Raw genomic sequence first — 25,301 nt, 5'->3', positions numbered from 1 at the left:
CGCGCGCCGCGGCGCTGTGAGATTGTGCGATTCACGCGAGGTCGCCGCCCGTGGGGGTCGCGTGCGCAGGTTGGCCCCCCCGCAGAGACGTTTCGCGCCGCATCAAATTTGACGCACGTCGAGACTGCCGCGCCCACGCAGTCTCGCGAGATGGCCCGAACTCCGGCCGCGACGGTGGGTCCGCGGTAGGTTCGGCCATCTCGCGAAGAGAGGGCGACGCAAGCGAGCAGAAAGCGCTGCCGGCGAAGCCTCAGCTAGCCGACGTACGACCCGGCGACACGACCCGCGAAAGCCTGGTCGACCGACACGAACGTGCCGTCGGCTCGCGCGTCGCTTGCCACGCCGGTGAAAGTGCCGGCGGGGCGTGCCGCGTACTCGGCGTCGACGACCACGTAGGTGCCGGCGACGAAGGCTGCCCGGGGTGAGCGAGGTTCGCGAACGGTTCGAGCCGCACGCTCGGCGCGACGGGCCTTGGCCTTTGCGGGCCGAATGCCGATCGAGCCGGTGCGGGGAAGGCGGATGGATGCGGTGTCAGACATGAGTCGACTCCTTCGGGTGAAGGTGGAGCCGCCTCATCACAGCCCCGGATTGTCTAGGTGCTCGATGAGCACTCACAGGGCGCTGGCGGGGCAACCGCCAACACACCCACCCTAACCGGACCCTCTGTCATTCGACTCGCCGGATGTCGGACGGCCCGCCGGGCAAACGGCCGGGCTGTCGGTTACCGTCGAGAAATGATCGATGTCATTCGTCGCCGCGCTCTCGTCTCGGGCGTTGTCCAGGGCGTGGGATTCCGCTTCTCGACCGAAGGAGAAGCCGATCGCATCGGCGTCGCAGGGTTCGTCCGCAACCTCCCCGACGGCCGGGTCGAGGTGGAGGTCGAAGGCGAGCCCCACGACGTCGAGAAGCTGCTGACCTGGCTCCGCGACGGCGGACCATCGAGCGCGCGGGTCGACAGCGTCGAAATCGACGAGCAGGATCCCACGGGAGCGTCCGACTTCGAGACCCGCTGAGGGGCTCCCGCAAGCAGTACCGCCTGCCACCCGGACTGCCCGCAAGCAAAACCGCCCGCCAGCAGTACCGCCCGTCAGCCAGGCTGCCCGGTCAGGAACGCCCGCGGATTGCGCGAAAAGACGGCGTGGTTGAACCGACGTCCGAGCTCGGGATCGCGCGGCTGACGGAACGGCCGATCCGACCCGTGCACGAGCGGCGTCACCCCGACGATGCGGGCCATCGCGTCGATCGCGCGCTCGTCGTAGGCGCTCGTCTCGTAGAAGACGTTGGGGTCGGCCTTAGGTGGTCGGCCTCCACGCGTCGCTGCCGCCGCCTGCGCGAGGGGCGCCAGCCCGGCGAGAGCGATGAAGCCGATCCGCAGTGCGGGGTGCTGCTCGTGACCGCCGTCCGACCAGACCTGCCACGCCGTCTTGAGCTGCTCGGCCCGAGGGGCGGTCGACGCGGCGGGAACGCCCTGCACGGGCGCGGCCACGACGTGCCGCGGGTGCACGAGGACGGGTTTCCCGGCCGCCTCCACGAGCCGCAAGGCCGGCTCGAGCCGAGCGAGGTCAGACGAGGATCCGAGACTGGTCGCCGGAATCTGCAGGCCCACGACCCGCGGCTCGGCGAGAACCGCTTCGAGCCCGGCGAGGTCGAATTGGAGGAGCGGGGTCGCCGCCCACACGCGAAACGGATCGCCGAGAGCGATGGCCGACCGATGCCAGATGGCGATGAGGTCGCGAGCGTCGTCGTGCGGGAGCTCTTCGATGCGGAGGTTGCCGGGCAAGGACACGAGCACGTCGCCTTTTCCTTCGGCGAGCTCGCGGATCCTTCGATTCTCGACGTCGTGGGAGGACGGATTGATCGAGTACGGCGACTCGCCCTCGGTGAGGAGGGTCCAGTCGTCGACGAGTCGGGGCAGGGTCTGACGCGCCCGGAGCGCTTCGACGAACGTCGGGGGCATGAGGTGCTGGTGCAGATCGACCCTCGACGCCACCGGGTTGAGGTTACGCGGTGCGACCGGGTTCGCCACCGGAGCAGACAGCTCCGAGGGCGGCGATTCGCGCATGGCTCAAGTAGACCGTGCAGTGCAGGGCCGCGCAAATCGGGCGGCGTCGGTGGTCGACCCTAAACTCGCGCCATGACCGATGTGATTCTGGGCGCCGACGGGCTATCTCGGCCGCGCTGGGCAGCGACCGACGGGCTGCTGCAGTCGTACTACGACACCGAGTGGGGCATGCCGATCCGCGACGAGCAGGGTCTCTTCGAGCGGTTGAGCCTCGAGGCCTTCCAGTCGGGGCTGTCGTGGGCGACGATCCTCAAGAAGCGCCCCGCGTTCCGTCTCGCCTTTCGCGGCTTCGACCCCGAGGTCGTCGCGACGTTCGACGACGACGATCGTGCCCGGTTGATGGCCGATGCCGGCATCGTGCGCAACCGGCTGAAGATCGACGCCACCATCGACAACGCCCGGGCCACCCTCGCCCTCCGAGACGAGGGCGGTCTCGGCGCGTTCATCTGGTCATTCAGCCCGAGCGAGACTCCAAGGCCGTCGACGTTCTCCGAGGTGCCGACGACCTCACCCGAGTCGGTGGCTCTGTCGAAGGCGTTGAAGAAGAAGGGGTTTCGCTTCGTCGGGCCGACGACGATGTTCGCCCTGATGGAGGCCGTCGGCATCGTCGACACGCACCTGCTCGACAGCCATCGACGCGGGTCGTCGGGGGTCTGGGCCGAGGCTTCCCCGGTCGTGTCACCACCCGAATCCACCAACGTCGAGTAGACCTGATCCGTGACCACCACCGACAGCACCGGGCAGAGCTCCGCGCTCGAGCCCGACGCTCTGAAAAACGCTCCCCGACACTCCTTTCGAGCGTGGCTGCTCGACGGGCTGACGCAGCAGTCCGGCAGCCACCCGGGCCCGCACGCCGAGAAGCCGGAGAAGACGCACTCGTGGTGGCGGGTCATGTGCCTGACCGGCGTCGACTACTTCTCGACACTCGGCTATCAACCGGCCATCGCCGCCGTCGCAGCGGGTCTCCTCTCGCCCTTCGCGACGATCGTGCTGGTGCTCCTGACGCTGCTCGGCGCATTGCCCGTCTATCGACGGGTCGCCCGCGAGAGCTTCAAGGGGTCCGGGTCGATCGCCATGCTCGAGCGACTTCTGCCCTGGTGGGGCGGCAAGCTGTTCGTGCTCGTCCTCCTCGGCTTCGCGGCGACCGACTTCATGATCACCGTGACGCTCTCGGCCGCCGATGCCACCGCCCACGCGGTCGAGAACCCCTACGCGCCGCAGTGGTTCCACGGCGCGGAGGTGCCGCTGACGCTGTTCTTGATCGTGCTGCTGGCGGCGGTGTTCCTGCGCGGCTTCAAAGAGGCCATCGGCATCGCGGTCGTGCTCGTCGCCATCTACCTGCTCTTGAACGCGGTCGTGGTGATCGTCTCGTTCGTGCACATCGGCGAGAACCCACAGGTGGTCGACAACTGGTGGCAGGCGCTGACCACGCAGCACGCCAATCCCCTGGCGATCATCGGCATCTCGCTGCTCGTGTTCCCGAAGCTCGCGCTCGGCCTCTCCGGTTTCGAGACCGGCGTCGCCGTCATGCCGCAGATCTCGGGCGCGCCGGGCGACACCCCCGAGAGGCCCCTCGGCCGCATCAAGGGTGCCAAGAGGCTCCTGACGACCGCGGCGATCATCATGAGCACGTTCCTCATCACGTCGAGCATCGTCACGACGCTGTTGATCCCGCAGAAAGAGTTCCAGGCGGGAGGCGACGCCAACGGGCGCGCACTCGCCTACCTGGCCCACGACTACCTCGGCAACGGCTTCGGCACGGTCTACGACATCTCGACGATCACGATCCTGTGGTTCGCCGGGGCCTCGGCGCTGGCCGGCCTCCTCAACCTCGTGCCGCGCTACCTCCCTCGCTACGGCATGGCACCGCAGTGGGCAGCCGCCGTGCGGCCCCTCGTGCTCGTGTTCACGGCGATCGCGTTCCTCATCACGATCGTCTTCGAGGCGAACGTCGACGCGCAGGGCGGCGCCTACGCGACCGGCGTGCTCGTGCTCATCACCTCTGCTTCCGTGGCGGTGTTCCTCTCTGCTCGCCACAAGAAGCAGCGCAAACGTGCCATCGGGTTCGGCGTGGTCGTGGCCGTCTTCGCCTATACGACCGTGCTCAACGTGATCGAACGGCCCGAGGGTGTGCGCATCGCCGCCCTCTTCATCGTGGGCGTGCTGCTCGTATCCGTGCTGTCGCGGGTGCGCCGTTCGTTCCAGCTGCGGGCCACGAGCGTGTCGCTCGACGACGCCGCCCTGTCGTTCGTGCAAGAAGACGCCGACGAATACGGGGCCGTCCGGATCGTCGCCAACGAACCCGACGACGGAAGTCGCCTCGAATACAAGACCAAACTCGCCGATGAGCGGAGGGCCAGCGGCATCCCGATGCGGTCGCCCATCATCTTCCTCGAGGTCTACCCCGACGACTCCTCCAACTTCGAGGAAGACCTCGAGGTGCACGGGCACAGCCTCCACGGCTACCGGGTACTCAAGGTGCGGAGCGGCAACGTGCCGAACACGATCGCCACGATCCTGCTCGAAATTCGCGACGTCACCGGCGTCGTACCCGACATCTACTTCGAATGGACCGAGGCTCCGCCGCTCCGCAACCTGGTGCGCTACCTCATCACCGGGGTGGGCGAAGTCGCACCGGTCACGCGCGAGGTGTTGCGGCGGGCCGAGTCCGATCGGGGCCGACGGCCCGACGTGCACGTGAGCTGAGCGGCGGGGCGGCCGGATCCTTCGGTTCTGCCGATTTGACGCGGGCGTGCCGGGCCGAGCGTGCTCGAATGGACGCCTCGCATCGGGCCAGGGCCCGATTCGGGCACTCTCGGCCCGGCACCCCCTCGTCGGCGACGGTTCAGTCGAAGGCAGGCTCTCCGAGGCACCAGGCCAGCATCTCCGGCCAGGGCCCGAAACCGGTCGCGGGCACGACGTGGCCCGCACCCGCGAGCACGATCTGCCGTGCGTCGAGCCCATCGGCAACCGCGCCGAGCGCCTCGGGGCGGTACGGATCGTCGTCGCCCGCCACGATGATCGCGTCGGGGGCTCCGACGCTCTGACGAGCCGAAGGATCCTCGTGCTCGCCTTCAGGTGGGCGCCAGACGAAGGCAGCGAGCTCGGGTACTGATTCCAAGAAGTCCGCCGACACCGGTGACACCAGGGCGACCCGGTCGACTTGCGGGGCCGTCCCGGATGTCTGCTCGCGCAGCCAGAGCATCGTCGACGCGCTGTGCGTGATGACCGTGATCGTGCCCTCGGTGAGGGTCGCGAGGTTGGCGAGGGCGACGTCTCGCCAGCGCTCGAAGTCGGGGGCATCGGGGTCAGGGAGCTGTGGGTAGCGGACGTCGTGGCCCCGCGCGGTCAGCTCGAGCGACAGCCAGCGTTGCCAGTGGCTCGGCGGGCGGTGGTTCTCGTAGCCGTGCAGGAGGAGGAAGCTCGACGGCACGGGCACCGGGGTCGGCGCTGGCACGGGGGTCGGGGTCGTGCTCGGCATCGACGTCTCCGCCACGCGTCAACCTCGTCCTAGCGGACGGACAGAGACCGTCTCGGCCACGGCCCGCTGCGGCAGGTCGACCACGAGACGGACCGCGTCGGCGATGTCGCTGACAGCGAGGTAGCTCTCTGCGTCGTAGGAGTTGCCCTTGGACTGCTGCATCTCGCGCTGCATATCGGTGTCGACCGCCCCAGGATGCACCGAACTGACACGGACACCGTTCGATCGCTCCTCCTCACGAAGCCCGTCGGCGAAGGCCCGGACGGCGAACTTGCTCGCGGCGTAGAGGCTGCCGGCCGCCGATGACCGGAATCCGGCCCCGGAGTTGATGACGATCACCGTTCCCTGCGCAGCACGGAGGGCGGGAAGAGCGAGGCGCGTGATCTCGGCGACGGCGACCACGTTGACCTCGAGGATGCGACGCCACTCGTCGCGCGGCGTGAGCTCGACCGTCGAACCGCCGATGACGCCGGCCGAGTGAACCAGCACGTCGAGCGACTCGAGCGAACCGGTCGGCCCGGCGGCGAGAAACCCGTCGAGCGGTTCGTCGCCGTCGAGGGCGGCTGCCCAGACGGAGGCGGACGGCAGCTCCGCCGCCAACTCCTCGAGCACCCTGGGATCACGCCCCTGCACGATCACGTGGTGCGTTCGACCCAGGTCGAAGGCGATCGCGCGGCCGATCCCCCGCGACGCGCCAGTGACGAGGGCAATCGGAAGCGGGGCGGATTGGTGCGCGGAGGGGGTGCTGTCGAAGACCATCTGACCATTGTGATGCTTGCTTCGTCGCCCAAGCAACGGCGGCGGCGCTCCTTCGAATTTGAAGGAGAAGCGGGGCTGAAACCGAAAACTGAGGCGGATCGGAGGGCCTCGCGGCGAAAATCTCCTTCAAATTTGCAAAGGAGCTCGTTTGCAGAGGGGCTCGGGGCGACCCGTCAGGCGCGCCACGCTTTCGGCCCGTCGCTGCCGGCGCGGTACTCGTCGAGAGGCACCGAGCCGTCGCGCCATGCCGCGAGCACGGGCTCCACGATCCGCCAGCCCTCGACCGCCGCATCGCCCCGCACCGACAGCGAGGCATCGCCGTCGAGGATCCCCTGGAGCACTTCGCCGTAGGCCGGCAGGTCGCCGGGGTTGAAGTCGACCTCGAGGCTGGCGCGGTCGATGACGTACGGGTCGCCCGGTCCGTTCACGTTGAGCTCGAGGCTCATAACGTCGGGGGCGATGCAGATGCGGAGCCGGTCGGCCGTTTTGAGCGTGTGGAACTCCGGCGGCACGTGGGCGGGTGCCTTGAACGTGATCAGGATCTCGCGCCGATGCGACGCCAGGGCCTTGCCGGAGCGGAGGCGGATCGGCACGCCGGCCCAGCGCATGGTGCGCACCTCGACGACGACCTCGGCGAGGGTCTCGGTCTCGAGCGACGGGTCGACGCCCTCCTCGTTTTTGTAGGCGGGGAGCTTGCGACCGTCGATGGTGCCGGCCGAGTAGCGGGCGCGGCGGCTCGTGGTCGGGTCGTCGTGCCAGAGGTGGGTGGCTCGGAGCGCGAGCTGCTTCTGATCGCGGAGGTCGGCGGCACCGAGAGTCGCCGGTGCCTCCATGACCAACACGGCCATGACCTGCAGGAGGTGGCTCTGGATCATGTCGACCAGAGCGCCAGCGTGGTCGTAATAGCGGGCGCGATTTTCAAGAGCGAGCTGCTCGTCGTACACGATCTCGATGCTCTCGACATCGCGGTTGGTCAACATCGGCTCGATGAGGCGGTTGGCGAACCGGAGTCCGAGGAGGTTGAGCACGGTGGCCCGACCGAGGAAGTGGTCGACGCGGTGAATGCGCTCTTCGGGCACGAGGGTGAGCAACAGGGCGTTGAGCGCGATCGCGCTCTTCTCATCAGTGCCGAACGGCTTCTCGAGCGCCAGAGAGAGACCCTTAGGCAGCTCGAGGGAGGCCAGCTGATGGCAGGCCTTCTCGGTGATGGCCGGCGGGAGGGCGAAATAGACCGCGGGGGTGTGGTCGCAGGCGGCAAGAAGCGTTTTCAAGCCGTCGGCGCTCGTCACGTCGGCCTGAATGTAGGTCGTCGCCGCGAGGGCCGCTTCGACGGAGGGGCCGGAAGAACCTGAGCTCGCGAACGAGTCGCCCACGCGCTTCTTCCACTCGGCGTCGGTCAGGTCTTCGACACCCGACCCGATCAGCTGCACTCGGCGTGACGGCTCGTGGGTGAGCAGCTCCCCCAGACCGGGCATGAGGAGCCGGGCGGCGAGGTCGCCCGATGCACCGAGGATGAGCAGAGTCGACTTCGCGGCGGTCATTCGTCGATGCTATTCGTCGCCTGGGTGGAGTGCCCGCGCTCTCCGGGGCCCCCGCTGAGCGCCTGCAGGAGTGCCCGTCCGTTCGGCGACCCGAGCCCGGTGCAGGCGTCCCAACCCGGTGTGGCGCTGAACGAGCCGTTGTCGCCCTCAGTGATGTCGCGGAACGCCGTGGCTGCCGCGTAGAGCTTCGGCTGGACGAGCCCGAGCGGCGCACCGAGAGACTCGGCGAGTCGGGCCGCGAGCGCAGCGTAGAGCGGAGCGACGGCACTGGTACCGCCGATCACCGAGCGGACGCCGTCGACCAGCACCTCGTACCCGGTCGCCGGGTCGGCATTGCCGGCGACGTCGGGCACGCCCCGCCCTCCCCCGGGCGCGACGATCGCCGACTGCCAGGCGGGTCGCTCGAACGTTCGGCTGACTCCGCCCCCGGTGGCCCCGCGGCCAGCACCGTTGTTCCACACGGTCTCACTCGCGATCGCCGAACCGCTCGCGCGAAGGCTGGTGCCGCCGCATGCCAGCACGTGTGGGCTCGCGGCGGGGAAGTCGACGTGGTCGGCGCCATCGGTCGCCCCGTCGCTCGAGCCGTTGTCGCCTGCCGCGGCCGTCACGGTCACGCCGAGTGCCGCCGCATCGACGAGGGCGTCGTCGAAGGCTGCGCGCGCTTGCGCCGTCCACTGGTCTTCGCTCTGGCCCCAGCTGATGCTCATGGCCGTCGGAGTCGGCGTCGCGTGTGCGGCCGTCGCCACCGCGTCGACGAAGCCGTCGTCGGTGTTGGGCGCGAAGTAGACGACGATGTCGGCTTTCGGAGCGAGAGCCCCTGCGACTTCGATGTCGAGCAGCACTTCGCCGTCGGCGCCGGACGGGTCGCCGCCGGGCACGTTGGTCGCGCCATCGACTCCGACCGCGGTCACCTTCGGCCCCTCGATGCCGAGCTCTGCAAAGTAGGCGTCGAGGTCGGCCTGCGCGAACCCGCCCCCGAGCTCGATGATGGCGATGGTCTGGCGGGATCCTTCGGTCTGTTCGGGAAAACCGTAGAGATCGCCGAGCTCAAGGGGCGTGAACGAGGATCCGGCAGCAGCCGCGGGCTCGAACCGGAATTGCGCCCGTGCCTGTGGCCTGTCGTCGAGCCCCAGCACCGCTGTGACGATCCCGTCGAGGGCGGCCGGAATGCTGAGCGAGCCGAACCGCTGGCGGTGTTCGACCCGCGGTGCCGCCACGCCGGCCGGATCGCCGCCGAGCTGGGGCGACTCGCTCGTGACGATCTCGAGCGAAGTGCCGAAGACCGCTTGGAGCACACGTGACGGCCCTGAGACGCGTACGCGTCGGCTCGCTGCGTCGGCCGCGAGGATGGTCACGCCGAGAGGCTGGAGCGTCACCACGACGAGGTCGACGTCGGCCGGATCGGCGCCGTGCTCGGCAGCGAACGTGGCGGCGTCGACCGGATCGCCGCTGAGCAGCGCACCGGGAACGTCGTTGCGACGGCGCAGCACGAGTGTTGCCCAGACGATCTCGTCGGCGGTGCGCGCAGACCGTGCCGCCGGACGCACGCCCGGGGCAGGCGGTCGCTCGCTGCCGGCCAGGGGCACGAGGTGGAGGTTCGCGAGAGGATCGGTCGCATCGGTCATGCTCCAGGAGTACTCCGGGCCTCCGACATTTGGTTTATCGCTAGGCTCCGATTGACCTCTGGGCGCCGACACCGTCGCCAGGGGCCCGAAAGACAGACACGTTCGAGGGGAACACCATGTCGTCGCACCTGCCGCCTCGCGGCTCCCGGAAGCCCGAACGGCAAGGTCAGCAGCCGCAGCCGCAGCCGTCGAAGCCGGGCGAGGAGCCGCCGCTCTGGGCTCCCTGGTACGGAATCGGCCTTCTCGCCGCCGTCAAGCGGCCGTTCTCGAAGTACACCGATTTCTCGGGGCGGGCCAGCCGGGGCGAATACTGGTGGTTCTTTCTGGCCTACTCGCTCGTCGTCGTGGTGCTGTACGCGATCTTCGGCATTCTCGGAATCATCTTCGGCGTCATCAACGCCAATTCGCTCGGCAACCAGGCGATGGCCGAGAACGTGATGGCTCCCCCCGGTTTCACGGCCGTCAAGGTTCTCTTCCAGATCATTTTCGTCGTGCTCAGTCTCGGGCTCCTCCTGCCGTATCTCGCCCTCACCTGGCGGCGCCTCCACGATGCGAACTACCCCGGGCCGTACTTCTTCCTCGGTCTCATCCCGCTGATCGGACCGATTCTGCTCATCGTCTACCTCGCCACCGCGTCGAAGCCCGAGGGTGCGCGCTTCGACCGCCCTCGGTAACCCTTCGCGACTCACCGAACCGACCGCGAAAGCGTCACCGGACCGCGAATAAACACGGTCGGGTGACTGAAACACGGTCGGTGCCGCCCAGGAACAGAACAAGCCCGCCGCCTCGTCATCGAGGCGGTGGGCTTGTCGTCGGGAGAGTGATCATCAGCATCCCGTATTGCAGAGTCGCCGGTCATGCTCGCCCTGGTGGAATAGATCCCCCGCTGCGGAACGATAGACCCGCAAGGTGCGCTCGGCTATCAGCCAAAGGGATGATTCACGAGCATTCCTCCTGTCTTGATCGCGGCGACGACGGGCATTCGAGTTGTCTCGTCTCCCTCTAGCTTCGAACTACCCGTGCGCTGTGCCGTGGTGCGCGTGGCACGCTGGTGGGTGGAGGACAACGGAGTTCGACCCACTCGAGCAACACGACCACCCACAGAAAGGCTCTCCTGATGGACAGCATCTACACCGCCGAAGCACTCTCGACCGGCGCCGGCCGCAACGGCCACGTCGCCACGGTCAGCGGCACCGTCGACCTCGATCTCGCGATCCCCAAAGAGATGGGCGGCGCCGGTGGTGCTGCCAACCCCGAAGAGCTCTTCGCCGCCGGCTACGCTGCCTGCTTCCACTCCGCTCTGCAGAGTGTCGCCCGCATGCGCAAGGTCGCGATCTCCGACACCTCCGTCGGCAGCCAGGTCAGCGTGCACCCGAACGGCGAGGGCGGCTTCGTCCTCTCCGTCACCCTCGAGGTCGTCATTCCCGAGCTCCCGCACGACGAGGCACAGGCTCTCGCCGACGCAGCCCACCAGGTGTGCCCGTACTCGAACGCCACCCGCGGCAACATCGACGTGACGATTACCGTCTCCGACGACTGACATCACACAAAAGCGAAACGGCCCGGGTCTCATCGACCCGGGCCGTTCGGCTTTCGTGGCGCCTTTACTCAGGGGCGCAGCAGACTACGGACGCAGCAGGATCTTGCCAGCGCGACCGGGAGTGAAGTTCGCGGCGGCGGCCTGGCGGGCCTCTTCGAACGAGTAGGTGGCCTCGACGGGGAGGGTGATCGTGGAGTCCTGGATCCTGCGCACCAGCTCTGCGAGAAGCGCACCGCGCTGGGCGGCCGGCATGCTCGTGCTGACTGTGCTGCCCCAGAAGCCCTTGACCGTCGCCTGCTTGAAGATCACGTCGCCCGACGAAATCTGCATGACGGGCGACTGCATTGCGCCGAACACGACGAGGGTGCCGTTCTCGCTGAGCAGCGACAGCACCTCGCCACTCGCGGGGCCACCGACCGAGTCGACACCGGCAAGGATCCGGGCGTCGCCGACGATCGCCTTCACGCGGTCGCGCCAGTCGGCCGAATCCGTTGCCACGACGTTGCCGATACCCTGGGCCTTCAGCTCGTCGACGCCCTCGGCACGGCGGACGAGGCCGATCACGTTGATGCCGCGGGCAGCCCCGAGCTGGGCGACGAGGCGGCCGACTGCGCCGTTGGCGGCGTTCTGCACGAGCCAGTCATCCTCGGCGAGGTCGAGCGACTCGAGCAGGCTGATCGCACTGAAGGGCATGGAGACGAGCTGTGCGGCGACCTCGTCGGACATGTCGTCCGAGACGGGCAGGAGCGCTGCCGCCTTGGCGACGAAGTACTCGGCCCACACGCCGAAGGTGCCGCCGGTCGCGACGCGCTGACCGATCTCGACGCCGGTGACGCCCTCGCCGAGGGCGTCGATCACGCCGACGGCCTCGGTGCCGGTGCGGGCCGGGAGCTCGGGCTTGAAGCCGTAGGTGCCGCGGATCGTCCAGAGGTCGTGGTTGTGAATCGGCGACAGGAGGGTGCGGACGCGCACCTCTCCGGGGCCGGGCTGAGGCGTCGGGACCTCTTCGACCGTGAGGATCTCGGAGGGCTCTCCGAATGTGGGGTGCATGACTGCGCGCATGGCGTTCTCGACTTTCTGTGGGGTGTTCATGGGACGGTGGGTCGGGCTTCTAGACGTTCAGGGCAATCAAGGTCGTGACGACGGCGATCAGCGGGAACGCGCCCTGAGTGACGGCAGCCCGGCGCTTGCCGGGTGTCGAGACGAACAGGACGAGCGCTGCCGCGAGCATCGAGCCGGTGCCGACCAGGATCAGCGCCTCGCCGATCGCCGACGACGATGCGAGGGCGAACACGATGCCGATCACGGTGGTCGCGGCGAGGAACAGGTTGTAGAAGCCCTGATTGAAGGCGAGCGGTGCCGTCGTTTCAACCTCGGCCTCTGTGGCCGGGCCGAAGGTCGCGCGAGCTCGGGGACCTCGCCACGCGAGCGACTCCATCCAGAAGATGTAGACGTGCAGGGCAGCGGCCAGGGCCGCGAACACGATGGATACGACGAGCACGAGAGCCTCCTGATTTGAACTGACCGTTTCACTATATACTGAAACGGTCAGTCCAGATCAACCCCGAGGAGCAGAGCATGGGTCGCACTCGAACCTTCACCGAAGCCGAGGTCGCTCGTTCGGCGCGCCAGGTCTTCTGGGATCACGGCTACGAAGACACCGCGCTGCCCGACCTCGAGCGCGCCACCGGCCTCAACCGGTCGAGCATCTATCACTCGTTCGGCAGCAAGCGCGGCCTGTTCGACGCGGCAGTCGAGAGCTATCTCGACGAGGTCATCCGACCCCGCCTCGCCCCTCTGCGCGCCGAGGTCGTCGAGACTGGAGCTCTCGAGACCTACCTCCTCGGCCTCCGCGCCGCGATGACGGAGGGGCACACAGCCCTCGCTGCCAACGGCTGCCTGCTGCTCAACGCGACCGGCTCTCCCCTCGGGCGCGAGGAGGCCCTGCAAACCGTCGTGGCTGCCTACTGCGACAGTCTCCGCTCGGCGATCACGACCGGGGTCGCCGCCCGTCGTGCCGATCTCGACGCCGCCGAGCAGAAGACTCTGGCCACCACTTGCACCGGCCTCGTCTTCGCCGCGATGGCCATCGTCCGGGTCGACCCCACAGCTGCCGGCAACCTCATCGATGCGGCGCTCGGCCACGTTCGTCGCGCTTCACAGGAACAAATCAGCAACTAACCCAGGATCCGGGGCACCGCACTCTTCCTCTCGTTCACTCCCCTCCAGAGCTACGATCGGGCATGAACACTTCCGAGGGAATGTCCAGGGTCGTCGGGTGGATCAGCGCGGCAGTCCTCGCCGCTCTCGTCACGGTCTTCTTCGCGTTCGTCTTACAGGGAGGCTCGTGCCTCGACGCCGCCCCGGGTGAGGGCGAGAGCTCGTGCACGACCGGTCCGGCGATCGGGGCGACTGCCGCCCTCGTCGTAGGGGTCGTCGGATCCTTCGTCGTCATCCTCGCCACAGCACGGGCTATCGTGCTGGGTCGACGTCTTCGCCGCGCCCCGGCCTGACGGGTTGCACCCGCCAACCGTGGAGAATCCGCCTCAGCCCTGGATAAGGGCCAGCGACGCTAATGTCGATCCATGGTGAGCCAGGTCATTCTCGTAATGGCGGAGTACTCGGTCGAAGACTCGCCCCTGTGGTTTCGCCTCTCAAACGACAAAATCGGGCTAGCCGACGCAGGGGAGCTGGGGCTCAGCGCGGGCCTTCGCCGTGACCTCGAAGTCTGGAACGACGTCTTCGACGCCATCGCCGGATCGGGATTCCACTTTTCCTCCCCCGAGATACACGACCACCATCGCGCAGAGGCTTTCGACCTCGCGGCTCGAGTCCAGGACGAACTGGGAGACGAGACCCACGTCTGGTGCGGTGCCGGAGAAGGCGTCGACCTGTTCCCCAACCTGAGCGACTCGCTCGTCGTGGCCGCTGATTCTCGTGGAACATCGGTTGAGCAGTACACCGGTGGCCGCGCACGGAGCATCACAACAGCGTCAGCCGGCGGTCGGGAGAGAACAGCCAGGGCCATCATTCGATGGCGCGCCTTGACGGAGCGCGCTGGCTCGCCGTTCGGCAACGCTCAAACAAGGTCCGACGGGCTCAGGGCGGCCGGGGCCCTTCAGAGAGACATCGGCGCACTCAGCCAGGTCATCTTTTTCGGTGGGGCTGGCAGCCCAAGTGACTACTTGCACCACTTCGGCCTTGAGTAGACGAAACCGAAGCCCCCTGCTCCAGGCACTGCCTTACTGCTCAGCAGTATCAACAAGAGAGGCGATTGCCCTAGCCCCGAGGGTGACGGCGTCGCGAGCCGCCTGGTCGTTGCGATCGGCGAGCCATGCGGTACCGATGCCGTCAGCCACGGCGATCAACAGCGATGCAACCTGCACTGTCGGAGCCGACCACCGTATGTTCGCCGCGGCCGTCCATTCGTCGACATTGCGGGCCACCTCGCGTAAGTACTCCGCCTGTTCCCATCGCATCAGGTGGCTCAAGGCTGGGTCGCGATAGGAGAAAGCGGAGAGCTCAGCCAACGCGAGGGCATGGTCGGGGCGGCCGGTGACGAGGTCGAGACGTGCTTGGAGGCCGACTCTGATTCGCTCGGTGACCGACACGGCTGCAGCTGGCGGATCGAAAGCCGCAGTCATGGTGACGCGAATCTCTTGGGAAAGGATCGCCGAAAACAGATCGGCCTTTGACTCGAAGCAGTAGTCGAACGAGCCATGAGGAAGACCAGCGCGCCCCGTGACGGATCGCGTAGTGACCGCTGCGACACCCTCCTCAGCCATGACCAGCACGGCGGCATCGATTAGCTGCTGGCGGCGTTCGCTCCTCGGGCGGTGTTCGCGAGGAGCAGTCATATATCGAGAATACGAGGTAGTGGCCAGTTGGCCAACTGAGCTTTCGCCCGGTAAATGCCGAGGGGTCACTCAGAGCTGGGGGCATTTGGCCACTTGGCCAATATGGGGTCTTACAGTCGAGGCATGACTCAACTCTCTAGGGCACGGTCCATCATCATTCGTCCCGCTCGAAACGGCGAGCGCGGCGCCACGAAGCCGCTGGCCGACGCATTCGCGAAGGATCCGGTGATGGCCACGTTTGTCTCTGCTGGCAGTGACCGGCGGGGTCGCCTCGAGAAGCTGTTCTGGGCAATGCTCCGATCGGGGCCCCTGGCGGCACGAACGGTCGACGTCGCGGTGGATGAGAACGGATCGATCCTCGGAACCGCGGTCTGGGAGGAACCCCGCCGGGGGCGGGAGCGTTCGCGACCGTTTCTCGGGCAGATTCCGGCCTATCTCGACGCGTTGGGACTCCGAGGGGCTTTCTCCGCTCTTCGATACCGAGCAGTACTCCAGCGCCCGAGGCCGGTACTGCCGCACTGGTACCTCGCCGAGATCGGTGTCTCCCCCGAGGCGCGAGGCCTCGGGGTGGGCTCTCTTCTCCTCGCGCACCGACTCGGGCTCGTCGATGCGGCCAGAGAGGGCGCGTACCTCGAGTCATCGACGGAGAGGAACCGTGCTCTCTACCGCCGGTTCGGCTTTGTCGAGTTCGGCACCATTCGAGGGCTCCCCACGGGTCGGCCGATGGCAATGTGGCGACCGGCCGTCGCCCACGCTCTCTGAGCTAGTTTGTGGCGACGTGGGTGAATTTCTGACAAACGGACACTCATGATCTTTCGCAACTACCGGGTCGGTTCTACTGTCAGAGAATGCTCTCTGCACTCATCGTTCTGGCTGTCCTCGTGATCCTCGCCGCAGCCATCGTCGCGGTTCTCCTCCTCGGCATGCGCCGACGCCGGCAGACGCAGATCGAGCTCGCAGCAGACCCCGGGCGTGGGCGCCGCGCCGGGGATGAATCGGCCAAGACGGAGGAGTCCGCAGATGTCGCGCGCGGTCGCGGAGCGAACACGGGTCTGAACTTCTAGACGGGGTCGGCGCGAGCAAGAGCCCCGCCCGGATGCCTACGTGAACCGCCTTACGGTTCACCCTCTAGATGGACGCGCGGCGCTGCCCCCATGCATCACGGTCTGGTGTGACCAAGCGACCTGACGCCACCTCGCTCCGCTGGTACGCGCCGTCGGACGGCGACGCTAAAGATGGACCCACCTTGCTCTGGCTGCACGGCGGCGGATTCTTTCGAGGAGGCCCCGCGCAACCGGAGGCCCACGACGTCGCGGACTCGCTCGCGAGACACGGGCTGACTGTCGCCACCACGGGGTACCGCCTCTCGCCGCCTCCCGGGATGACGTGGGCGAGTTCGGGTGCTGGGCGGGCACGCGGCCGATTCCCCGACGCTCTCAACGATGTCGTCACCGCCTACCGCGCAGTGGCTTCTGCGTCGCCGTCGGGGGTGATCCTCGGTGGAGCTAGTGCGGGCGCCTGCCTCGCGGCGGCTGCAACCCTCCAGGCCCTCGATGAGGGGTTTCGTCCGGCAGGCGCCGTCTTCGCCTACGGTTTCTTCCACGCCACCCATCAGCGCCCACAAGATGACCGGGCGCGATCTCAGGGGCACCGCCGGATCACACATGCGCCGTGGGCGTTGGACCTCATGAACCGCAACTACGCCGGCTCGAGGGATGCGCTGGCGAACCGACTGGCTTTCGCGGGTGGCCATGACCTGACCGGCTTTCCGCCAACCCTTGCGATCAACGCGGAACACGACAACATGCGCGCATCAGGCGACCTCTTTGCTCGCGAACTCAGCAGCACCGGAGTCGACGTCGAGCACCACGTACTTCCGGGCACGCACCACGCGTTTCTCAATCGACCGCACCTCGACGCCTTCGCGTCCGCGATTGCTCTGATCGCCGCCTGGAGCCCTCCTACCCAGCAACGTCAGTGACCGGCGTTTCGGCACGGACGACCAGCCGTGGAATGAGCACTTAGCCACGCCGCTGCGTTCGCCCAGTCAAGGGCCACAGGTCAGGCACACGAAACAGACGCACGTCGAGCGTCAGAGTGAACACCCGCTGGTAGCGTCAAAATATGGGGATCTTTTCGAGGAAAAGCAAGAAGGACGACGTAACACTGAACGACGCGGGGGCGGCGGACAGCACGCAGCCGAGCGTGACTTCCGGGGGAAGCACCTTGGTCGTCAACCGCTTGGTGCAAGACGCGCTCCAACCATGGAGTTCCAGCCAAAATGCACAGACCATGTACGCCGTGTTGCGTCAGTGCGCCACTGGCGATCTACTCCTCGACGCCTCGGGGTCGGAGATCGCCGATAAGGCAGCCCCGTTCGCGAAAGGCGACACCCTCGCCATCGGAACGCAGGTCGACAACGCGGGCAAGCGGCTCCTCGTGGCGTTCACGGATAACGACCGCTTGGCGGTGTACCGGCAGAACGGAGGAGCAACCACCCCTCCGCTCTCGCTCGGTCAGCCCGCATCGGCCACACTCCAGATGGCTGCGACCACGTACGACGGGATCGCAATCGATCCAGGCTCGCCCGATACGGTCTTCATCGCATATGCCGACGAGATCCGCCGCGGACTCACCGATGAGGCCGGCGTCAACGAGATCTTGAAGACAGCCATTGTGGCGGGTAGCCCGGTCGAAGAGATCATCGACCGCGCTGAAGCCGCCCCGGTGGTCTTCGTCGGTCTCTCCGCACGCAGAGATGACAAGGGAGAGGTCGAGAGCATCATGGTCCCGGCCCTGAAGGGGCCTGACGGCAGCATGTACCACCCAGCGTTCACATCCCCCGCGGAGGTCTGGGCTTGGGCGCCCGACCTCGACGCTCAACCGACCGGTTTTGCAAACATCGCCCGGTCTGCGCGGGAGGACGGTCAGGCCGGTATCGTCTTCAATCCCGCGGGCAAACCTGCCGTGGTGCCGATCGCAGCGATTGCCGATCGATACTGACGGCGGTCATCTATCAACCCGGCGCACGACGCGAACCGGCGCGGCGGGACGGGACGATAGGGGTATGACATCTCGATCGCGGCTGGTGGTGGTGGCGGCAGGGATCCTCGTCGTGATTGTCGGGGTTTTCGCGAAGCTGATCGTGCCGGGGTTGCCCGGGGATCTGCTCGGGTCGGCCTGTTACACCGCCCTCCTCTTCGTGTTGGCGGCACTGCTGCTGCCGCGATCACCCGGCGTCGGCCTCGCAGTTTTCGCGTTCGTCGTATCGGCAGTCGTCGAGGTGCTGCAGCTCACCGGCCTGCCCGACGCCGTAGCGCGAGTGGCGCCCCTGTCTCGGTGGGTGCTCGGCGGCACGTTCGTCGCGACCGACCTGCTGGGCTACGCGGTGGGTGCCCTCGTGGCATTGACGATCGACACCGCCTGGCAGCGATCACGGCGGCCCGGCACGAGGAGGCCGACATGACAAAGCGGCTCACCCCCAGCAAGTGACCCGCTCGTCTGGCTCGCATACCTGATCCGACTACGCGAGACACTCTCACGTTAGCAGTATCCGTGTCAGCAGGACGGTCCTCCTGCCGAAATTGCACACAGTGCAAACAGGCCGACACGCGACATGCCCCCGGCCGAAGCCGGGGGCATGCGGGTGTCGAGAGGAACGCCAAGCCACCCGCAACTCGGATCAGGAGAAGAACGGGAACTTGTCGTCATCGACACGGGCGACCGGTAACCAGCCGGCTCGCTCGTATACAGTAGCGAATCCCTCCGGCAAGAGGGAGCCCGTTGCGCAACACGTATAGCCAGACCGGCGAACTCGCTCGACGTCGAGAGCGACCACCCGGTCTCACCTGCGATAGTGGAGAGCGTGACCATCCTGATCGTGTCCGTGCTCGGGGCAGCCCTCGTACTGCTGCTCGTCGTGCAGGGAGTCTCCCGCCACCGCCGTCTCGTTCGGCGCGAAGAAGCGGGCCAGACCACCCTGCCGCGCAGCACCTGGATCGTCTTCGGCCTCGCTGCCGCCTTCTTCCTGTTCGCCGTGTTCGTGCTGCCCCTCGTGCTCAAGAAGTGAGTGCGTCGCCCGAGAGTCCAGTGCCTCCGGGGGGCCCAGCGTCTCCGGGGGGCTCAGCGTCCCGGTGGCGCGACCTCACCGTCGCGGTCGAGCTGCCCGCAGCCGCATTCGGGGCCGCCGTCGACGTCGACGACCTGCTGAGTGAACCCGACCTGCACTTCGCCACCGGCGCCCCCACCAGCCGACTCGTGCTGATGCCGAGACTCGGCACGTTCTCGCGCCTGGTGCTCGAATGGGAGACCCTGCCTGAGATCGGCATCTTCTCGGCGACGTCGTGGCCAGCCGATACGTTCACCACCGCCGAGATCGCACGCCTCGAGACGTGGATGCGCGACGTCGCCTCGGTCTGCCACGCTCACCGCGATCGGGTTCGCGCGACGGCCGAGCGAGCCGTCCGCGATGCGTCGAGCGGCCTCGACCGGAGCGAACCGAGCACGGTCGGAGCCGGCGACGCGACTGGGCACGTGGTGTCGGCGCACGTCGGCACCAGGGCAGCGGGCCCGACGCCAAGCGCGCGGTACCCGATCGTCGACGTGACGGGCCCGGTCGGTGCGCCGTCGGATCCTTCGGTTCGTGAACTCCGGTTCGTCGACCGGGCAACCGGCACCGAGCTGGGGCGCCGCCTCACCGCCCACGACGACGCCGAGTCGGCATTCGAGCCGCTGGCCGACGGCGTCACGAGAGACGACCTCGCTGACTGGTACGACGAGCACATCGTGCGTGAGGTGCTGTTCGACGACGTGTGGCAGGTGTGCGTGCACCTGCTGGCCGGGCTCGAGGCGCCGGCCGACGTGGTCTACTTCAGCTGACGCTCGCGCCGAGACTGCAGAAACTGCCGCCTACCGACCACGCAGAGGGCGATTTGTGCACTCTCGGCGCGGGCGGGGGCGGCAGCGTCAGGTCTAGCTAGGCCTCTTCGACGGCGAAGCGATCGACCTTCTTGTGGAATCTCATGCCCGCGAGACCACCGAGCAGGGCACCGCCGATCGACAGGACGACGATCAGCCCTTCGGCGATGAGGGCCTCGACCGAGGTGAAGGTCTGCAGGGTGACGGGATCCATCTGGTCTTGCAGCGTCGAGACCGTGGTGCTCTGGCTGGCGACGACGATCAGCACGACCGCGGCGATGACCGTCATGAAGACGCCCCACAGCCAGACGGCGAGACCCTGCTTGACCCCGGAGAACCGTGCCATCCGCCCGGCCACGAACCCGCCGACGAAGTACGACAGGAACAGCACGACCAGCACGATCACCAGCGCGGTGATCTGCAGCGTCTGCGCGCTGAGCTCGGAGCCGAACGACTTGACCGTCGCCTGCTCCCCCGTCAGCAGAGAGGGCTGCGCGAAGCCCGAGACGCCGGCGATGCCACCGACGATGACATAGAGCAGACCGGCTAGGCCCACGGCGGCGAGCCAGCCGAAGAAGCCGGCGCCGAAGTTAATGCCACCGAATTCCTGCTTCTGCTGGAACGCCAACTCGTCGCGGAACTGCCGACGCTGCGCGATCTCCTCGGGCGTGAATCCGTTGTCGCCGGCGATGCCGTCGGTGAATCCGAGGCTCTCGGCGGGCGAGGTGCCGAGGTTCGAGATGGGCGTCGTGCTCGTCTGCGCGGGCATGGCCTGCGTGGGAGGCGCGTACGGAGTCGGCGTGATGACCGATGTCGGCGCCGCGTACTCGCTCGGCGAGGCCGGGGCCGGGGGCGGGGTCCACGCGGCGGTCGAGCTGGTCGCTGCGGCACCCGCGCCGGCACCGGCGGCGGTCAGGCGCGTGTCGCCGAGGTCGTCCGACTCGGGGGCCGGAGCGGAGCCCGGTGCAACCGGGGCAGAAGGCGAAGGATCCGACGGCTCGTCCGAGCGAGCGGCCTCCGCTGCACGCAGAGCACTGTCGTCGTGAAGGACTCCCGTCGCGGGGGCACCCGTCGACACCTGGCTGGTCGGCTCGCTCAGCGGCGGTACCGGGCGGTCTTCGGGTGCGACGGCGGGCTCGGCTGGCTCGGACTGCGCAGCGACTGCGGAGTGCTCGGCGGCGGGTTCGGCACCAGCGGGCTCCGCGGGCGTGGCGGCGGCGGAGTCAGCGGCGGCTGCCGGATCCTGCGCTGTTTCCGGAGCTGCTGTCTCGTGCACCTCAGGCTCGGTCGCGGGCACGCGGTCTTCCGGTGCCACCGCGGGCTCCCGCGGCGCGTCGTGCTCGGTGGTCTGGCCGGTCTCGGTCTGGTGGTTCGGAACGGCTTCGGACTGTGCTGTCACGGGCTCGTCGCCGTCGTGCTCACCCTTCGGGGCGGGCGTGTTCGGATCCGTCATGATTGCTCCTCGTGATCGGTAGTCACGCGGACAGTACCCCGAGTGGAGCTCTCGAAGCGGCTCCCCCGCCGCTCCCGACCGAACCGGCGCGTCCAGGCGAGCCTCTGCCACAGCCCGGTAGCGTGTTATCGACGTATCGACGACGAACATCACGAGGTGCCATGAACGAGACTTCCGCCAGCCCCGCGCCGGCCCGCCAGCGACCCGATGCCGAGATCGCCCGATCGTGGCTGCTCGTTCCGGGCACCAAGCCGGAGCGCTTCGACTCGGCAGCGAAGTCGCGAGCCGATCAGATCGTGCTCGACATCGAAGACGCCGTCGACCCGAAGCGCAAGCCCGCGGCCCGCGACGACGTGGTCGCCTGGCTCGAAGGCGGCGGCGAGGCGTGGGTGCGCATCAACGACCGCTCCAGTGATTTCTGGTCGGACGACGTCGACGCCCTGGTCGGCCTCCCCGGGCTTCTCGGGGTCATGCTCGCGAAGACCGAGGCCGCCGAGCACGTCACCGAGACCTTTGACCGCCTGCACGGCGTGAAGCGGGTGCTGGCCCTGGTCGAGTCGGCGGTCGGTATCGAGCTCTCTCCGTCGATCGCGAGCGCGCGCGGTGCGTTCCGCCTGGCGTTCGGCTCGGGCGACTACCGCCGCGACACCGGCACCAGTGCGGACGACATGGCGATGGCCTACCCGCGCTCCCGGCTGGTCGTCGCGTCACGCATCGGCGAGCTGCCCGGCCCGATCGACGGCCCCACGGTCGGATCGAGCCACCCCGTGCTCCGCGAGCAGTCGTCGATCGCTGTGGCTCTCGGCCTGACCGGCAAGCTCTGTCTCGACGTCGATCAGCTGCCGGTGATCAACGAGGTCATCAGCCCGACGTCGTCAGACACGGCGTGGGCGCGCGACTTCCTCGCCGACTTCGAGAGCCGGGGCCGAGAGATTCGCGACGGGAGCGACCTGCCGCGTCTCGGCCGGGCACAGAAGATCGATCGTCTCGCTCGCGCGTTCGGCGTGCTCCCGAACTAACCGCGGCCAGACGGGCTGCCGCGTCGACTGCGGCACCCCGGGGCCGTACCGAGACGCACGGCCGAGCGCGTCACAGCCCGACGTGGCACGCTGGGCTCATGCCTGGTCACCCCCGCCGTAGCGTGACGCGCATGACGCTGCCCGAGGCGGAGCGCATCGTCGCCCTCGCGCACGACGGCGCGCTCGATCGCTCCGACGAGAGCGTCGAGCGCATCGTCCGCGAAGCCCACGTGGTCGTCCAGCGCAGCTCGATGTGGGGCTCGGCGCCGGGCAATCCCGCGCGGAAGCGCACGGTCGTCGTGTTCCTCCTGTCCGGGGCGCTCCTGGGCGTCTGGATCGTCGGGTTGCTCGCACCTCTGATCATGGCCGGGGAGTGACTCCATGGCGACCCGCCCTCGGATCCTCAGCTCCCCTCTTGCTCTGGTCGCCGCCCTCGCGGTCGTCGGCCTGATCGCCGGCATCGGCGTCGCGCACGACCGAGCAACGTCGACGAGCCTCGCTCACGGCGAATCGACCCAGCCGCCCTGGCCCGCTCCCCCGGTCAGCGAGCGGCGCGAGCGCGCGGCAGCCGCCGACCTGCCAAACGTCTACGGCGTGAAGCTCCAGCAGCACATCCACACGCACCTGTCGATCACGATCGACGGGGTCGCCGCGACGGTGCCCGGGCAGATCGGACTCGACGAAGACAACCGTTACGCGACGGCCCTGCACACGCACGACACCTCCGGCATCATTCACGTCGAGTCGCCCGACCGGCGCGACTTCACGCTCGGGCAGTTCTTCACCGAGTGGAATGTGCGGCTCGACGCGCGGCACGTCGGCGCCCGGGGCGGCGACATCGGCGAGGTGCTCACGGTCTTCGTCGACGGTCAGCGTCGCGCCGGCAACCCGGCGTCGATCGTGCTGCACAATCTCGACAGCATCGATCTCGTGGTGGCTCCCGCCGGCACGACGGCCCGCCCCACGCCGGCGTTCGACTGGCCCGGCAACTACCGCTAGTCGCGCCCCGAGCCGCAACTCGCCCCGGCCGCGACTCGCCCCGTGCCACGACACCCGATGCCTTATTCTTCGGCGCGCTCGTGCGCCTCGTGCGTCGCCTCGGCGTGCTCCGTCTTACCCTCGGCGATCAGCGCATCGTCGCGCTTGAGCATCCCGAGGGCCTCGAGAATCCGCCCGCGCACCCCTTTCACGAACGTCGCCGGGGATTCGTCGATCGACGGCCGCTGGATTCCGGCGGCCTTGTGGTCGAACACGCGCAGGGTGCCGCCCTCGTCGTATTCGATCGGCTGCTGAGCGTGCTCGACGCAGAGCCGAGCGACCTCCTCGGCGTTGGCGTGCATCACCGAGTGCGCCGCCCCCGGGATCTCCCAGAGCCGCGACGACGGCAGCAGCTCGCCGACCCGCTTGACCCAGTCGCTCGGGGCGACGGCGTCGAACTCGCCGCGAATCACGAGGGTGTCGGCCTTGACGTGAGGCAGGGCTCGTTCGAGCGGGAAGGTCATCATCTTGGGCAGGATCCGCGAGAACCACTTCACCCCGCAGAAGAGGTAGGCAGAGAAAGCCAGCGCTTTCACTCGGCCGGGCTCGTGCAAGGCCGCCTGCACGAACCGGATCGCCTGCGTCAGGAGGCGTCGCTCGTTCGGGTTGATGACGGGGCCGATTAGCACGACGGTCGAGAGATCGGGCCGGCGGGCGACGAGGTCGGTGACGACCTGCGTTCCCATCGAGTGGCCGACGACGACCGGGTCGTCGAGCTGCATCTCGTCGATGACGCGACCGACCAGGTCGGCGTACTGGCGGATGGTGAGGGCGCTGTCGGGGTGCGGCACACCGGCGAAGCCGGGCAGGTCGAGCGCGTGCACGGGGCCGAACTGGTTCAGGTTCGGGGCGAGGCGTTCGAAGTAGTTGCTGGCGACGCCGATTCCCGGCACGAGCACGAAGGGCCTGGTGCCGGAGTCGCCGATCGTCGACACCCGGACGTAGACCTCGTCGCCGCCGTTCAGCGTCGCCTCGACGCGAGACACGGTGACGTCGGTGGAATTGCGGTGAGCCATCGGCCCAGTCTGGCAGGGCGGTGCGGCGAGCCGTCGGATCCTGGCTTTTCTCACCCGTGGTGTTGACTTAACGAACTATCGCGATATATCTTTGAGCTATCGCCGGAACGAACCGGCGCGAGCGGCCCGATCATTCGCCCCGCCCCCCACTTTTTTACTCCTCACGAAAGGAGTACCCCATGGGTACCCACTACGAAAACCACAGCAATCACAACGACAGCCACGACGGCCCCCAGCGCCGCCACCACGACGACCGCCCCACCGGCCGCAGCGATTTCGGGCCCTTCCGCGGCCGTGGTCGCGGCTTCGGCGGCGGCGCGATGGGCATGGGCCCCGGCTTCGGTTTCGGCCCCGGCGGCCCCGGTTTCGGCTTCGGCGGCCCCGGTCGCGGTGGCCGCGGTCGGGCCCGCAAGGGCGACGTGCGTCTCGCGATCCTGTCGCTGCTCGCCGACGCTCCGGCCAACGGCTACGGCCTCATGAAGGCCATCGGCGAGCGCACCGACGGCGCGTGGCGCCCGAGCCCCGGCTCGGTCTACCCGACTCTGCAGCAGCTCGTCGACGAGGGCCTCATCACGGTCTCGGGCGAGGGCCGCCAGTCGGTCTACGAGCTCACCGACGAGGGCCATGTCTATGTCGGCCAGCACGGCGACGAGATCGCCAAGGCCTGGGGCGACGCGACCGAGACCGACGCCCACCACGACGAGTTCATCGGTTCTGCCGTCAAGCTCGCCGGAGTCATCAAGCAGTTCGCCTTCGATGCCACGCCGGAGCAGCGCACCGCCGGCAAGGAGAAGATCGACGAGCTGCGTCGCGCGCTCTACACGATCCTCGCCGACTGAGCCCTGGCGGGCTGAGCTCGTCAACCGCGCCTAAACCCTCGCGGGAAGGCCTGCGAGGTGGTCCTACGACCACCTCGACGGCCGCCCGCGAGGGTTTTCGTCGCTCCAAAGGCTTTTGCACACCCCGCAGGATTTTCCGGACAGCAGCTTGCCC

General features: G+C 68.0%; 30 protein-coding genes. 19 read left to right on the top strand and 11 right to left on the bottom strand.

Annotated features, from left to right (window positions below; genetic code table 11):
• Positions 1 to 254 precede the first annotated feature (254 nt).
• The gene (locus EDF39_RS07415) at positions 255 to 539 is read right to left on the bottom strand and encodes a hypothetical protein (RefSeq protein ID WP_123941787.1); all 285 of its coding nucleotides are present in this window, start codon (positions 537 to 539) and stop codon (positions 255 to 257) included.
• A 195-nt stretch (positions 540 to 734) separates the two neighbouring features.
• Here EDF39_RS07415 and yccX point away from each other — a divergent pair, with 195 nt between their 5' ends.
• On the top strand, positions 735 to 1,013 hold the full coding sequence (gene yccX, locus EDF39_RS07410) for an acylphosphatase (RefSeq protein WP_123941785.1): 279 nt from the start codon (positions 735 to 737) through the stop codon (positions 1,011 to 1,013).
• 74 nt (positions 1,014 to 1,087) lie between these two features.
• Here the strand turns inward: yccX and EDF39_RS07405 are convergent, their stop codons facing one another.
• Positions 1,088 to 2,062 carry an amidohydrolase gene (locus EDF39_RS07405; RefSeq protein WP_233573003.1) on the bottom strand — a complete coding sequence of 325 codons (975 nt, stop codon included), beginning with the start codon at positions 2,060 to 2,062 and terminating at the stop codon, positions 1,088 to 1,090.
• A gap of 72 nt (positions 2,063 to 2,134) precedes the next feature.
• Here EDF39_RS07405 and EDF39_RS07400 point away from each other — a divergent pair, with 72 nt between their 5' ends.
• Both EDF39_RS07400 and EDF39_RS07395 read left to right on the top strand, forming a co-directional pair.
• Positions 2,135 to 2,770, top strand: coding sequence for a DNA-3-methyladenine glycosylase I (locus EDF39_RS07400; protein WP_123941783.1), 636 nt, complete (start codon positions 2,135 to 2,137; stop codon positions 2,768 to 2,770).
• Between the two features lie 9 nt (positions 2,771 to 2,779).
• Entirely contained in the window at positions 2,780 to 4,768 is a 1,989-nt protein-coding gene (locus EDF39_RS07395) for an amino acid transporter (protein ID WP_370275162.1), read from the top strand.
• Between the two features lie 139 nt (positions 4,769 to 4,907).
• Here the strand turns inward: EDF39_RS07395 and EDF39_RS07390 are convergent, their stop codons facing one another.
• The 4 genes from EDF39_RS07390 to EDF39_RS07375 form a co-directional block, all read right to left on the bottom strand.
• Positions 4,908 to 5,543, bottom strand: coding sequence for an alpha/beta hydrolase (locus EDF39_RS07390; RefSeq protein WP_123941781.1), 636 nt, complete (start codon positions 5,541 to 5,543; stop codon positions 4,908 to 4,910).
• Between the two features lie 18 nt (positions 5,544 to 5,561).
• Complete coding sequence (locus tag EDF39_RS07385; RefSeq protein ID WP_123941778.1) at positions 5,562 to 6,302, bottom strand: SDR family oxidoreductase; 741 nt, start codon at positions 6,300 to 6,302, stop codon at positions 5,562 to 5,564.
• Positions 6,303 to 6,475: 173 nt separating this feature from the next.
• Positions 6,476 to 7,843: a glucose-6-phosphate dehydrogenase gene (locus EDF39_RS07380; RefSeq protein ID WP_123941776.1), complete on the bottom strand. Its 1,368-nt coding sequence runs from the start codon at positions 7,841 to 7,843 to the stop codon at positions 6,476 to 6,478.
• On the bottom strand, positions 7,840 to 9,468 hold the full coding sequence (locus EDF39_RS07375) for a S53 family peptidase (protein ID WP_123941774.1): 1,629 nt from the start codon (positions 9,466 to 9,468) through the stop codon (positions 7,840 to 7,842). Before EDF39_RS07375 ends, EDF39_RS07380 begins: the two co-directional genes overlap by 4 nt.
• A 116-nt stretch (positions 9,469 to 9,584) precedes the next feature.
• Here EDF39_RS07375 and EDF39_RS07370 point away from each other — a divergent pair, with 116 nt between their 5' ends.
• Both EDF39_RS07370 and EDF39_RS07365 read left to right on the top strand, forming a co-directional pair.
• A complete protein-coding gene (locus EDF39_RS07370; protein ID WP_123941772.1) occupies positions 9,585 to 10,142 on the top strand; it encodes a DUF805 domain-containing protein in 558 nt (185 codons plus the stop codon).
• 443 nt (positions 10,143 to 10,585) lie between these two features.
• Positions 10,586 to 11,008, top strand: coding sequence for an organic hydroperoxide resistance protein (locus EDF39_RS07365; protein WP_055959764.1), 423 nt, complete (start codon positions 10,586 to 10,588; stop codon positions 11,006 to 11,008).
• An 84-nt stretch (positions 11,009 to 11,092) separates the two neighbouring features.
• On the opposite strand, the gene EDF39_RS07360 is transcribed toward EDF39_RS07365, so the two are convergent.
• A complete protein-coding gene (locus EDF39_RS07360) occupies positions 11,093 to 12,070 on the bottom strand; it encodes a zinc-binding dehydrogenase (protein WP_123942356.1) in 978 nt (325 codons plus the stop codon).
• 49 nt (positions 12,071 to 12,119) lie between these two features.
• Positions 12,120 to 12,509 carry a DUF1304 domain-containing protein gene (locus tag EDF39_RS07355; RefSeq protein ID WP_123941770.1) on the bottom strand — a complete coding sequence of 130 codons (390 nt, stop codon included), beginning with the start codon at positions 12,507 to 12,509 and terminating at the stop codon, positions 12,120 to 12,122.
• 77 nt (positions 12,510 to 12,586) lie between these two features.
• Between EDF39_RS07355 and EDF39_RS07350 the strand changes: the two genes are divergently transcribed.
• The 3 genes from EDF39_RS07350 to EDF39_RS07340 all read left to right on the top strand — a co-directional run bounded on the left by EDF39_RS07350 (position 12,587) and on the right by EDF39_RS07340 (position 14,217).
• Positions 12,587 to 13,189: a TetR/AcrR family transcriptional regulator gene (locus tag EDF39_RS07350; RefSeq protein WP_123941768.1), complete on the top strand. Its 603-nt coding sequence runs from the start codon at positions 12,587 to 12,589 to the stop codon at positions 13,187 to 13,189.
• Between the two features lie 62 nt (positions 13,190 to 13,251).
• Entirely contained in the window at positions 13,252 to 13,521 is a 270-nt protein-coding gene (locus tag EDF39_RS07345) for a hypothetical protein (RefSeq protein WP_123941766.1), read from the top strand.
• Positions 13,522 to 13,593: 72 nt separating this feature from the next.
• The gene (locus tag EDF39_RS07340; protein WP_123941764.1) at positions 13,594 to 14,217 is read left to right on the top strand and encodes a hypothetical protein; all 624 of its coding nucleotides are present in this window, start codon (positions 13,594 to 13,596) and stop codon (positions 14,215 to 14,217) included.
• Positions 14,218 to 14,250: 33 nt separating this feature from the next.
• On the opposite strand, the gene EDF39_RS07335 is transcribed toward EDF39_RS07340, so the two are convergent.
• On the bottom strand, positions 14,251 to 14,865 hold the full coding sequence (locus EDF39_RS07335; RefSeq protein WP_084815983.1) for a TetR/AcrR family transcriptional regulator: 615 nt from the start codon (positions 14,863 to 14,865) through the stop codon (positions 14,251 to 14,253).
• A 123-nt stretch (positions 14,866 to 14,988) separates the two neighbouring features.
• On the opposite strand from EDF39_RS07335, the gene EDF39_RS07330 reads away from it, so the two are divergent.
• The 7 genes from EDF39_RS07330 to EDF39_RS07300 all read left to right on the top strand — a co-directional run bounded on the left by EDF39_RS07330 (position 14,989) and on the right by EDF39_RS07300 (position 19,743).
• A complete protein-coding gene (locus tag EDF39_RS07330) occupies positions 14,989 to 15,627 on the top strand; it encodes an N-acetyltransferase (RefSeq protein WP_123941762.1) in 639 nt (212 codons plus the stop codon).
• A gap of 86 nt (positions 15,628 to 15,713) precedes the next feature.
• A complete protein-coding gene (locus EDF39_RS07325) occupies positions 15,714 to 15,929 on the top strand; it encodes a hypothetical protein (protein WP_055959785.1) in 216 nt (71 codons plus the stop codon).
• A gap of 107 nt (positions 15,930 to 16,036) precedes the next feature.
• Positions 16,037 to 16,846: an alpha/beta hydrolase gene (locus tag EDF39_RS07320; protein WP_158613184.1), complete on the top strand. Its 810-nt coding sequence runs from the start codon at positions 16,037 to 16,039 to the stop codon at positions 16,844 to 16,846.
• Between the two features lie 143 nt (positions 16,847 to 16,989).
• Positions 16,990 to 17,868: an SseB family protein gene (locus EDF39_RS07315; RefSeq protein ID WP_123941758.1), complete on the top strand. Its 879-nt coding sequence runs from the start codon at positions 16,990 to 16,992 to the stop codon at positions 17,866 to 17,868.
• A gap of 64 nt (positions 17,869 to 17,932) precedes the next feature.
• On the top strand, positions 17,933 to 18,331 hold the full coding sequence (locus tag EDF39_RS07310; protein ID WP_123941756.1) for a DUF2809 domain-containing protein: 399 nt from the start codon (positions 17,933 to 17,935) through the stop codon (positions 18,329 to 18,331).
• Between the two features lie 399 nt (positions 18,332 to 18,730).
• The gene (locus EDF39_RS07305) at positions 18,731 to 18,934 is read left to right on the top strand and encodes a hypothetical protein (RefSeq protein ID WP_123941754.1); all 204 of its coding nucleotides are present in this window, start codon (positions 18,731 to 18,733) and stop codon (positions 18,932 to 18,934) included.
• A gap of 20 nt (positions 18,935 to 18,954) precedes the next feature.
• The gene (locus EDF39_RS07300; protein WP_123941752.1) at positions 18,955 to 19,743 is read left to right on the top strand and encodes a hypothetical protein; all 789 of its coding nucleotides are present in this window, start codon (positions 18,955 to 18,957) and stop codon (positions 19,741 to 19,743) included.
• 97 nt (positions 19,744 to 19,840) lie between these two features.
• Here EDF39_RS07300 and EDF39_RS07295 read toward each other — a convergent pair whose 3' ends face one another.
• Positions 19,841 to 21,235, bottom strand: a complete 1,395-nt coding sequence (locus tag EDF39_RS07295) for a hypothetical protein (RefSeq protein ID WP_123941750.1) — start codon at positions 21,233 to 21,235, stop codon at positions 19,841 to 19,843.
• Positions 21,236 to 21,396: 161 nt separating this feature from the next.
• Between EDF39_RS07295 and EDF39_RS07290 the strand changes: the two genes are divergently transcribed.
• The 3 genes from EDF39_RS07290 to EDF39_RS07280 all read left to right on the top strand — a co-directional run bounded on the left by EDF39_RS07290 (position 21,397) and on the right by EDF39_RS07280 (position 23,253).
• Positions 21,397 to 22,254, top strand: coding sequence for a CoA ester lyase (locus tag EDF39_RS07290; RefSeq protein WP_055959803.1), 858 nt, complete (start codon positions 21,397 to 21,399; stop codon positions 22,252 to 22,254).
• Positions 22,255 to 22,352: 98 nt separating this feature from the next.
• On the top strand, positions 22,353 to 22,631 hold the full coding sequence (locus tag EDF39_RS07285) for a hypothetical protein (RefSeq protein ID WP_123941748.1): 279 nt from the start codon (positions 22,353 to 22,355) through the stop codon (positions 22,629 to 22,631).
• A gap of 4 nt (positions 22,632 to 22,635) precedes the next feature.
• Positions 22,636 to 23,253 (top strand): hypothetical protein, encoded by a 618-nt coding sequence (locus EDF39_RS07280; RefSeq protein ID WP_123941746.1) that lies wholly within the window; start codon positions 22,636 to 22,638, stop codon positions 23,251 to 23,253.
• A 62-nt stretch (positions 23,254 to 23,315) separates the two neighbouring features.
• Here EDF39_RS07280 and EDF39_RS07275 read toward each other — a convergent pair whose 3' ends face one another.
• A complete protein-coding gene (locus EDF39_RS07275) occupies positions 23,316 to 24,308 on the bottom strand; it encodes an alpha/beta fold hydrolase (protein WP_123941744.1) in 993 nt (330 codons plus the stop codon).
• Between the two features lie 179 nt (positions 24,309 to 24,487).
• On the opposite strand from EDF39_RS07275, the gene EDF39_RS07270 reads away from it, so the two are divergent.
• Positions 24,488 to 25,147, top strand: a complete 660-nt coding sequence (locus tag EDF39_RS07270; RefSeq protein ID WP_123941741.1) for a PadR family transcriptional regulator — start codon at positions 24,488 to 24,490, stop codon at positions 25,145 to 25,147.
• Positions 25,148 to 25,301 lie beyond the last annotated feature (154 nt).

Source organism: Frondihabitans sp. PhB161 (assembly GCF_003814635.1).
In the GTDB taxonomy this organism is placed as follows: Bacteria; Actinomycetota; Actinomycetes; order Actinomycetales; family Microbacteriaceae; genus Frondihabitans.
This window is presented reverse-complemented; position numbering and strand designations above follow the sequence as displayed.

What these genes read in the sequence shown, in the direction of transcription:
- EDF39_RS07290 (WP_055959803.1), top strand. Translation starts at nt 21,397, where the DNA reads ATGAACGAGACTTCCGCCAGCCCCGCGCCGGCCCGCCAGCGACCCGAT.
- EDF39_RS07350 (WP_123941768.1), top strand. Translation starts at nt 12,587, where the DNA reads ATGGGTCGCACTCGAACCTTCACCGAAGCCGAGGTCGCTCGTTCGGCG.
- EDF39_RS07310 (WP_123941756.1), top strand. Translation starts at nt 17,933, where the DNA reads ATGACATCTCGATCGCGGCTGGTGGTGGTGGCGGCAGGGATCCTCGTC.
- EDF39_RS07335 (WP_084815983.1), bottom strand. Translation starts at nt 14,865, where the DNA reads ATGACTGCTCCTCGCGAACACCGCCCGAGGAGCGAACGCCGCCAGCAG.
- EDF39_RS07295 (WP_123941750.1), bottom strand. Translation starts at nt 21,235, where the DNA reads ATGACGGATCCGAACACGCCCGCCCCGAAGGGTGAGCACGACGGCGAC.
- EDF39_RS07365 (WP_055959764.1), top strand. Translation starts at nt 10,586, where the DNA reads ATGGACAGCATCTACACCGCCGAAGCACTCTCGACCGGCGCCGGCCGC.
- EDF39_RS07375 (WP_123941774.1), bottom strand. Translation starts at nt 9,468, where the DNA reads ATGACCGATGCGACCGATCCTCTCGCGAACCTCCACCTCGTGCCCCTG.
- EDF39_RS07380 (WP_123941776.1), bottom strand. Translation starts at nt 7,843, where the DNA reads ATGACCGCCGCGAAGTCGACTCTGCTCATCCTCGGTGCATCGGGCGAC.
- EDF39_RS07280 (WP_123941746.1), top strand. Translation starts at nt 22,636, where the DNA reads ATGGCGACCCGCCCTCGGATCCTCAGCTCCCCTCTTGCTCTGGTCGCC.
- EDF39_RS07315 (WP_123941758.1), top strand. Translation starts at nt 16,990, where the DNA reads ATGGGGATCTTTTCGAGGAAAAGCAAGAAGGACGACGTAACACTGAAC.
- EDF39_RS07415 (WP_123941787.1), bottom strand. Translation starts at nt 539, where the DNA reads ATGTCTGACACCGCATCCATCCGCCTTCCCCGCACCGGCTCGATCGGC.
- EDF39_RS07285 (WP_123941748.1), top strand. Translation starts at nt 22,353, where the DNA reads ATGCCTGGTCACCCCCGCCGTAGCGTGACGCGCATGACGCTGCCCGAG.
- EDF39_RS07400 (WP_123941783.1), top strand. Translation starts at nt 2,135, where the DNA reads ATGACCGATGTGATTCTGGGCGCCGACGGGCTATCTCGGCCGCGCTGG.
- EDF39_RS07390 (WP_123941781.1), bottom strand. Translation starts at nt 5,543, where the DNA reads ATGCCGAGCACGACCCCGACCCCCGTGCCAGCGCCGACCCCGGTGCCC.
- EDF39_RS07270 (WP_123941741.1), top strand. Translation starts at nt 24,488, where the DNA reads ATGGGTACCCACTACGAAAACCACAGCAATCACAACGACAGCCACGAC.
- EDF39_RS07275 (WP_123941744.1), bottom strand. Translation starts at nt 24,308, where the DNA reads ATGGCTCACCGCAATTCCACCGACGTCACCGTGTCTCGCGTCGAGGCG.
- EDF39_RS07330 (WP_123941762.1), top strand. Translation starts at nt 14,989, where the DNA reads ATGACTCAACTCTCTAGGGCACGGTCCATCATCATTCGTCCCGCTCGA.
- EDF39_RS07340 (WP_123941764.1), top strand. Translation starts at nt 13,594, where the DNA reads ATGGTGAGCCAGGTCATTCTCGTAATGGCGGAGTACTCGGTCGAAGAC.
- EDF39_RS07345 (WP_123941766.1), top strand. Translation starts at nt 13,252, where the DNA reads ATGAACACTTCCGAGGGAATGTCCAGGGTCGTCGGGTGGATCAGCGCG.
- EDF39_RS07405 (WP_233573003.1), bottom strand. Translation starts at nt 2,062, where the DNA reads ATGCGCGAATCGCCGCCCTCGGAGCTGTCTGCTCCGGTGGCGAACCCG.
- EDF39_RS07370 (WP_123941772.1), top strand. Translation starts at nt 9,585, where the DNA reads ATGTCGTCGCACCTGCCGCCTCGCGGCTCCCGGAAGCCCGAACGGCAA.
- EDF39_RS07325 (WP_055959785.1), top strand. Translation starts at nt 15,714, where the DNA reads ATGCTCTCTGCACTCATCGTTCTGGCTGTCCTCGTGATCCTCGCCGCA.
- EDF39_RS07360 (WP_123942356.1), bottom strand. Translation starts at nt 12,070, where the DNA reads ATGCGCGCAGTCATGCACCCCACATTCGGAGAGCCCTCCGAGATCCTC.
- yccX (WP_123941785.1), top strand. Translation starts at nt 735, where the DNA reads ATGATCGATGTCATTCGTCGCCGCGCTCTCGTCTCGGGCGTTGTCCAG.
- EDF39_RS07385 (WP_123941778.1), bottom strand. Translation starts at nt 6,302, where the DNA reads ATGGTCTTCGACAGCACCCCCTCCGCGCACCAATCCGCCCCGCTTCCG.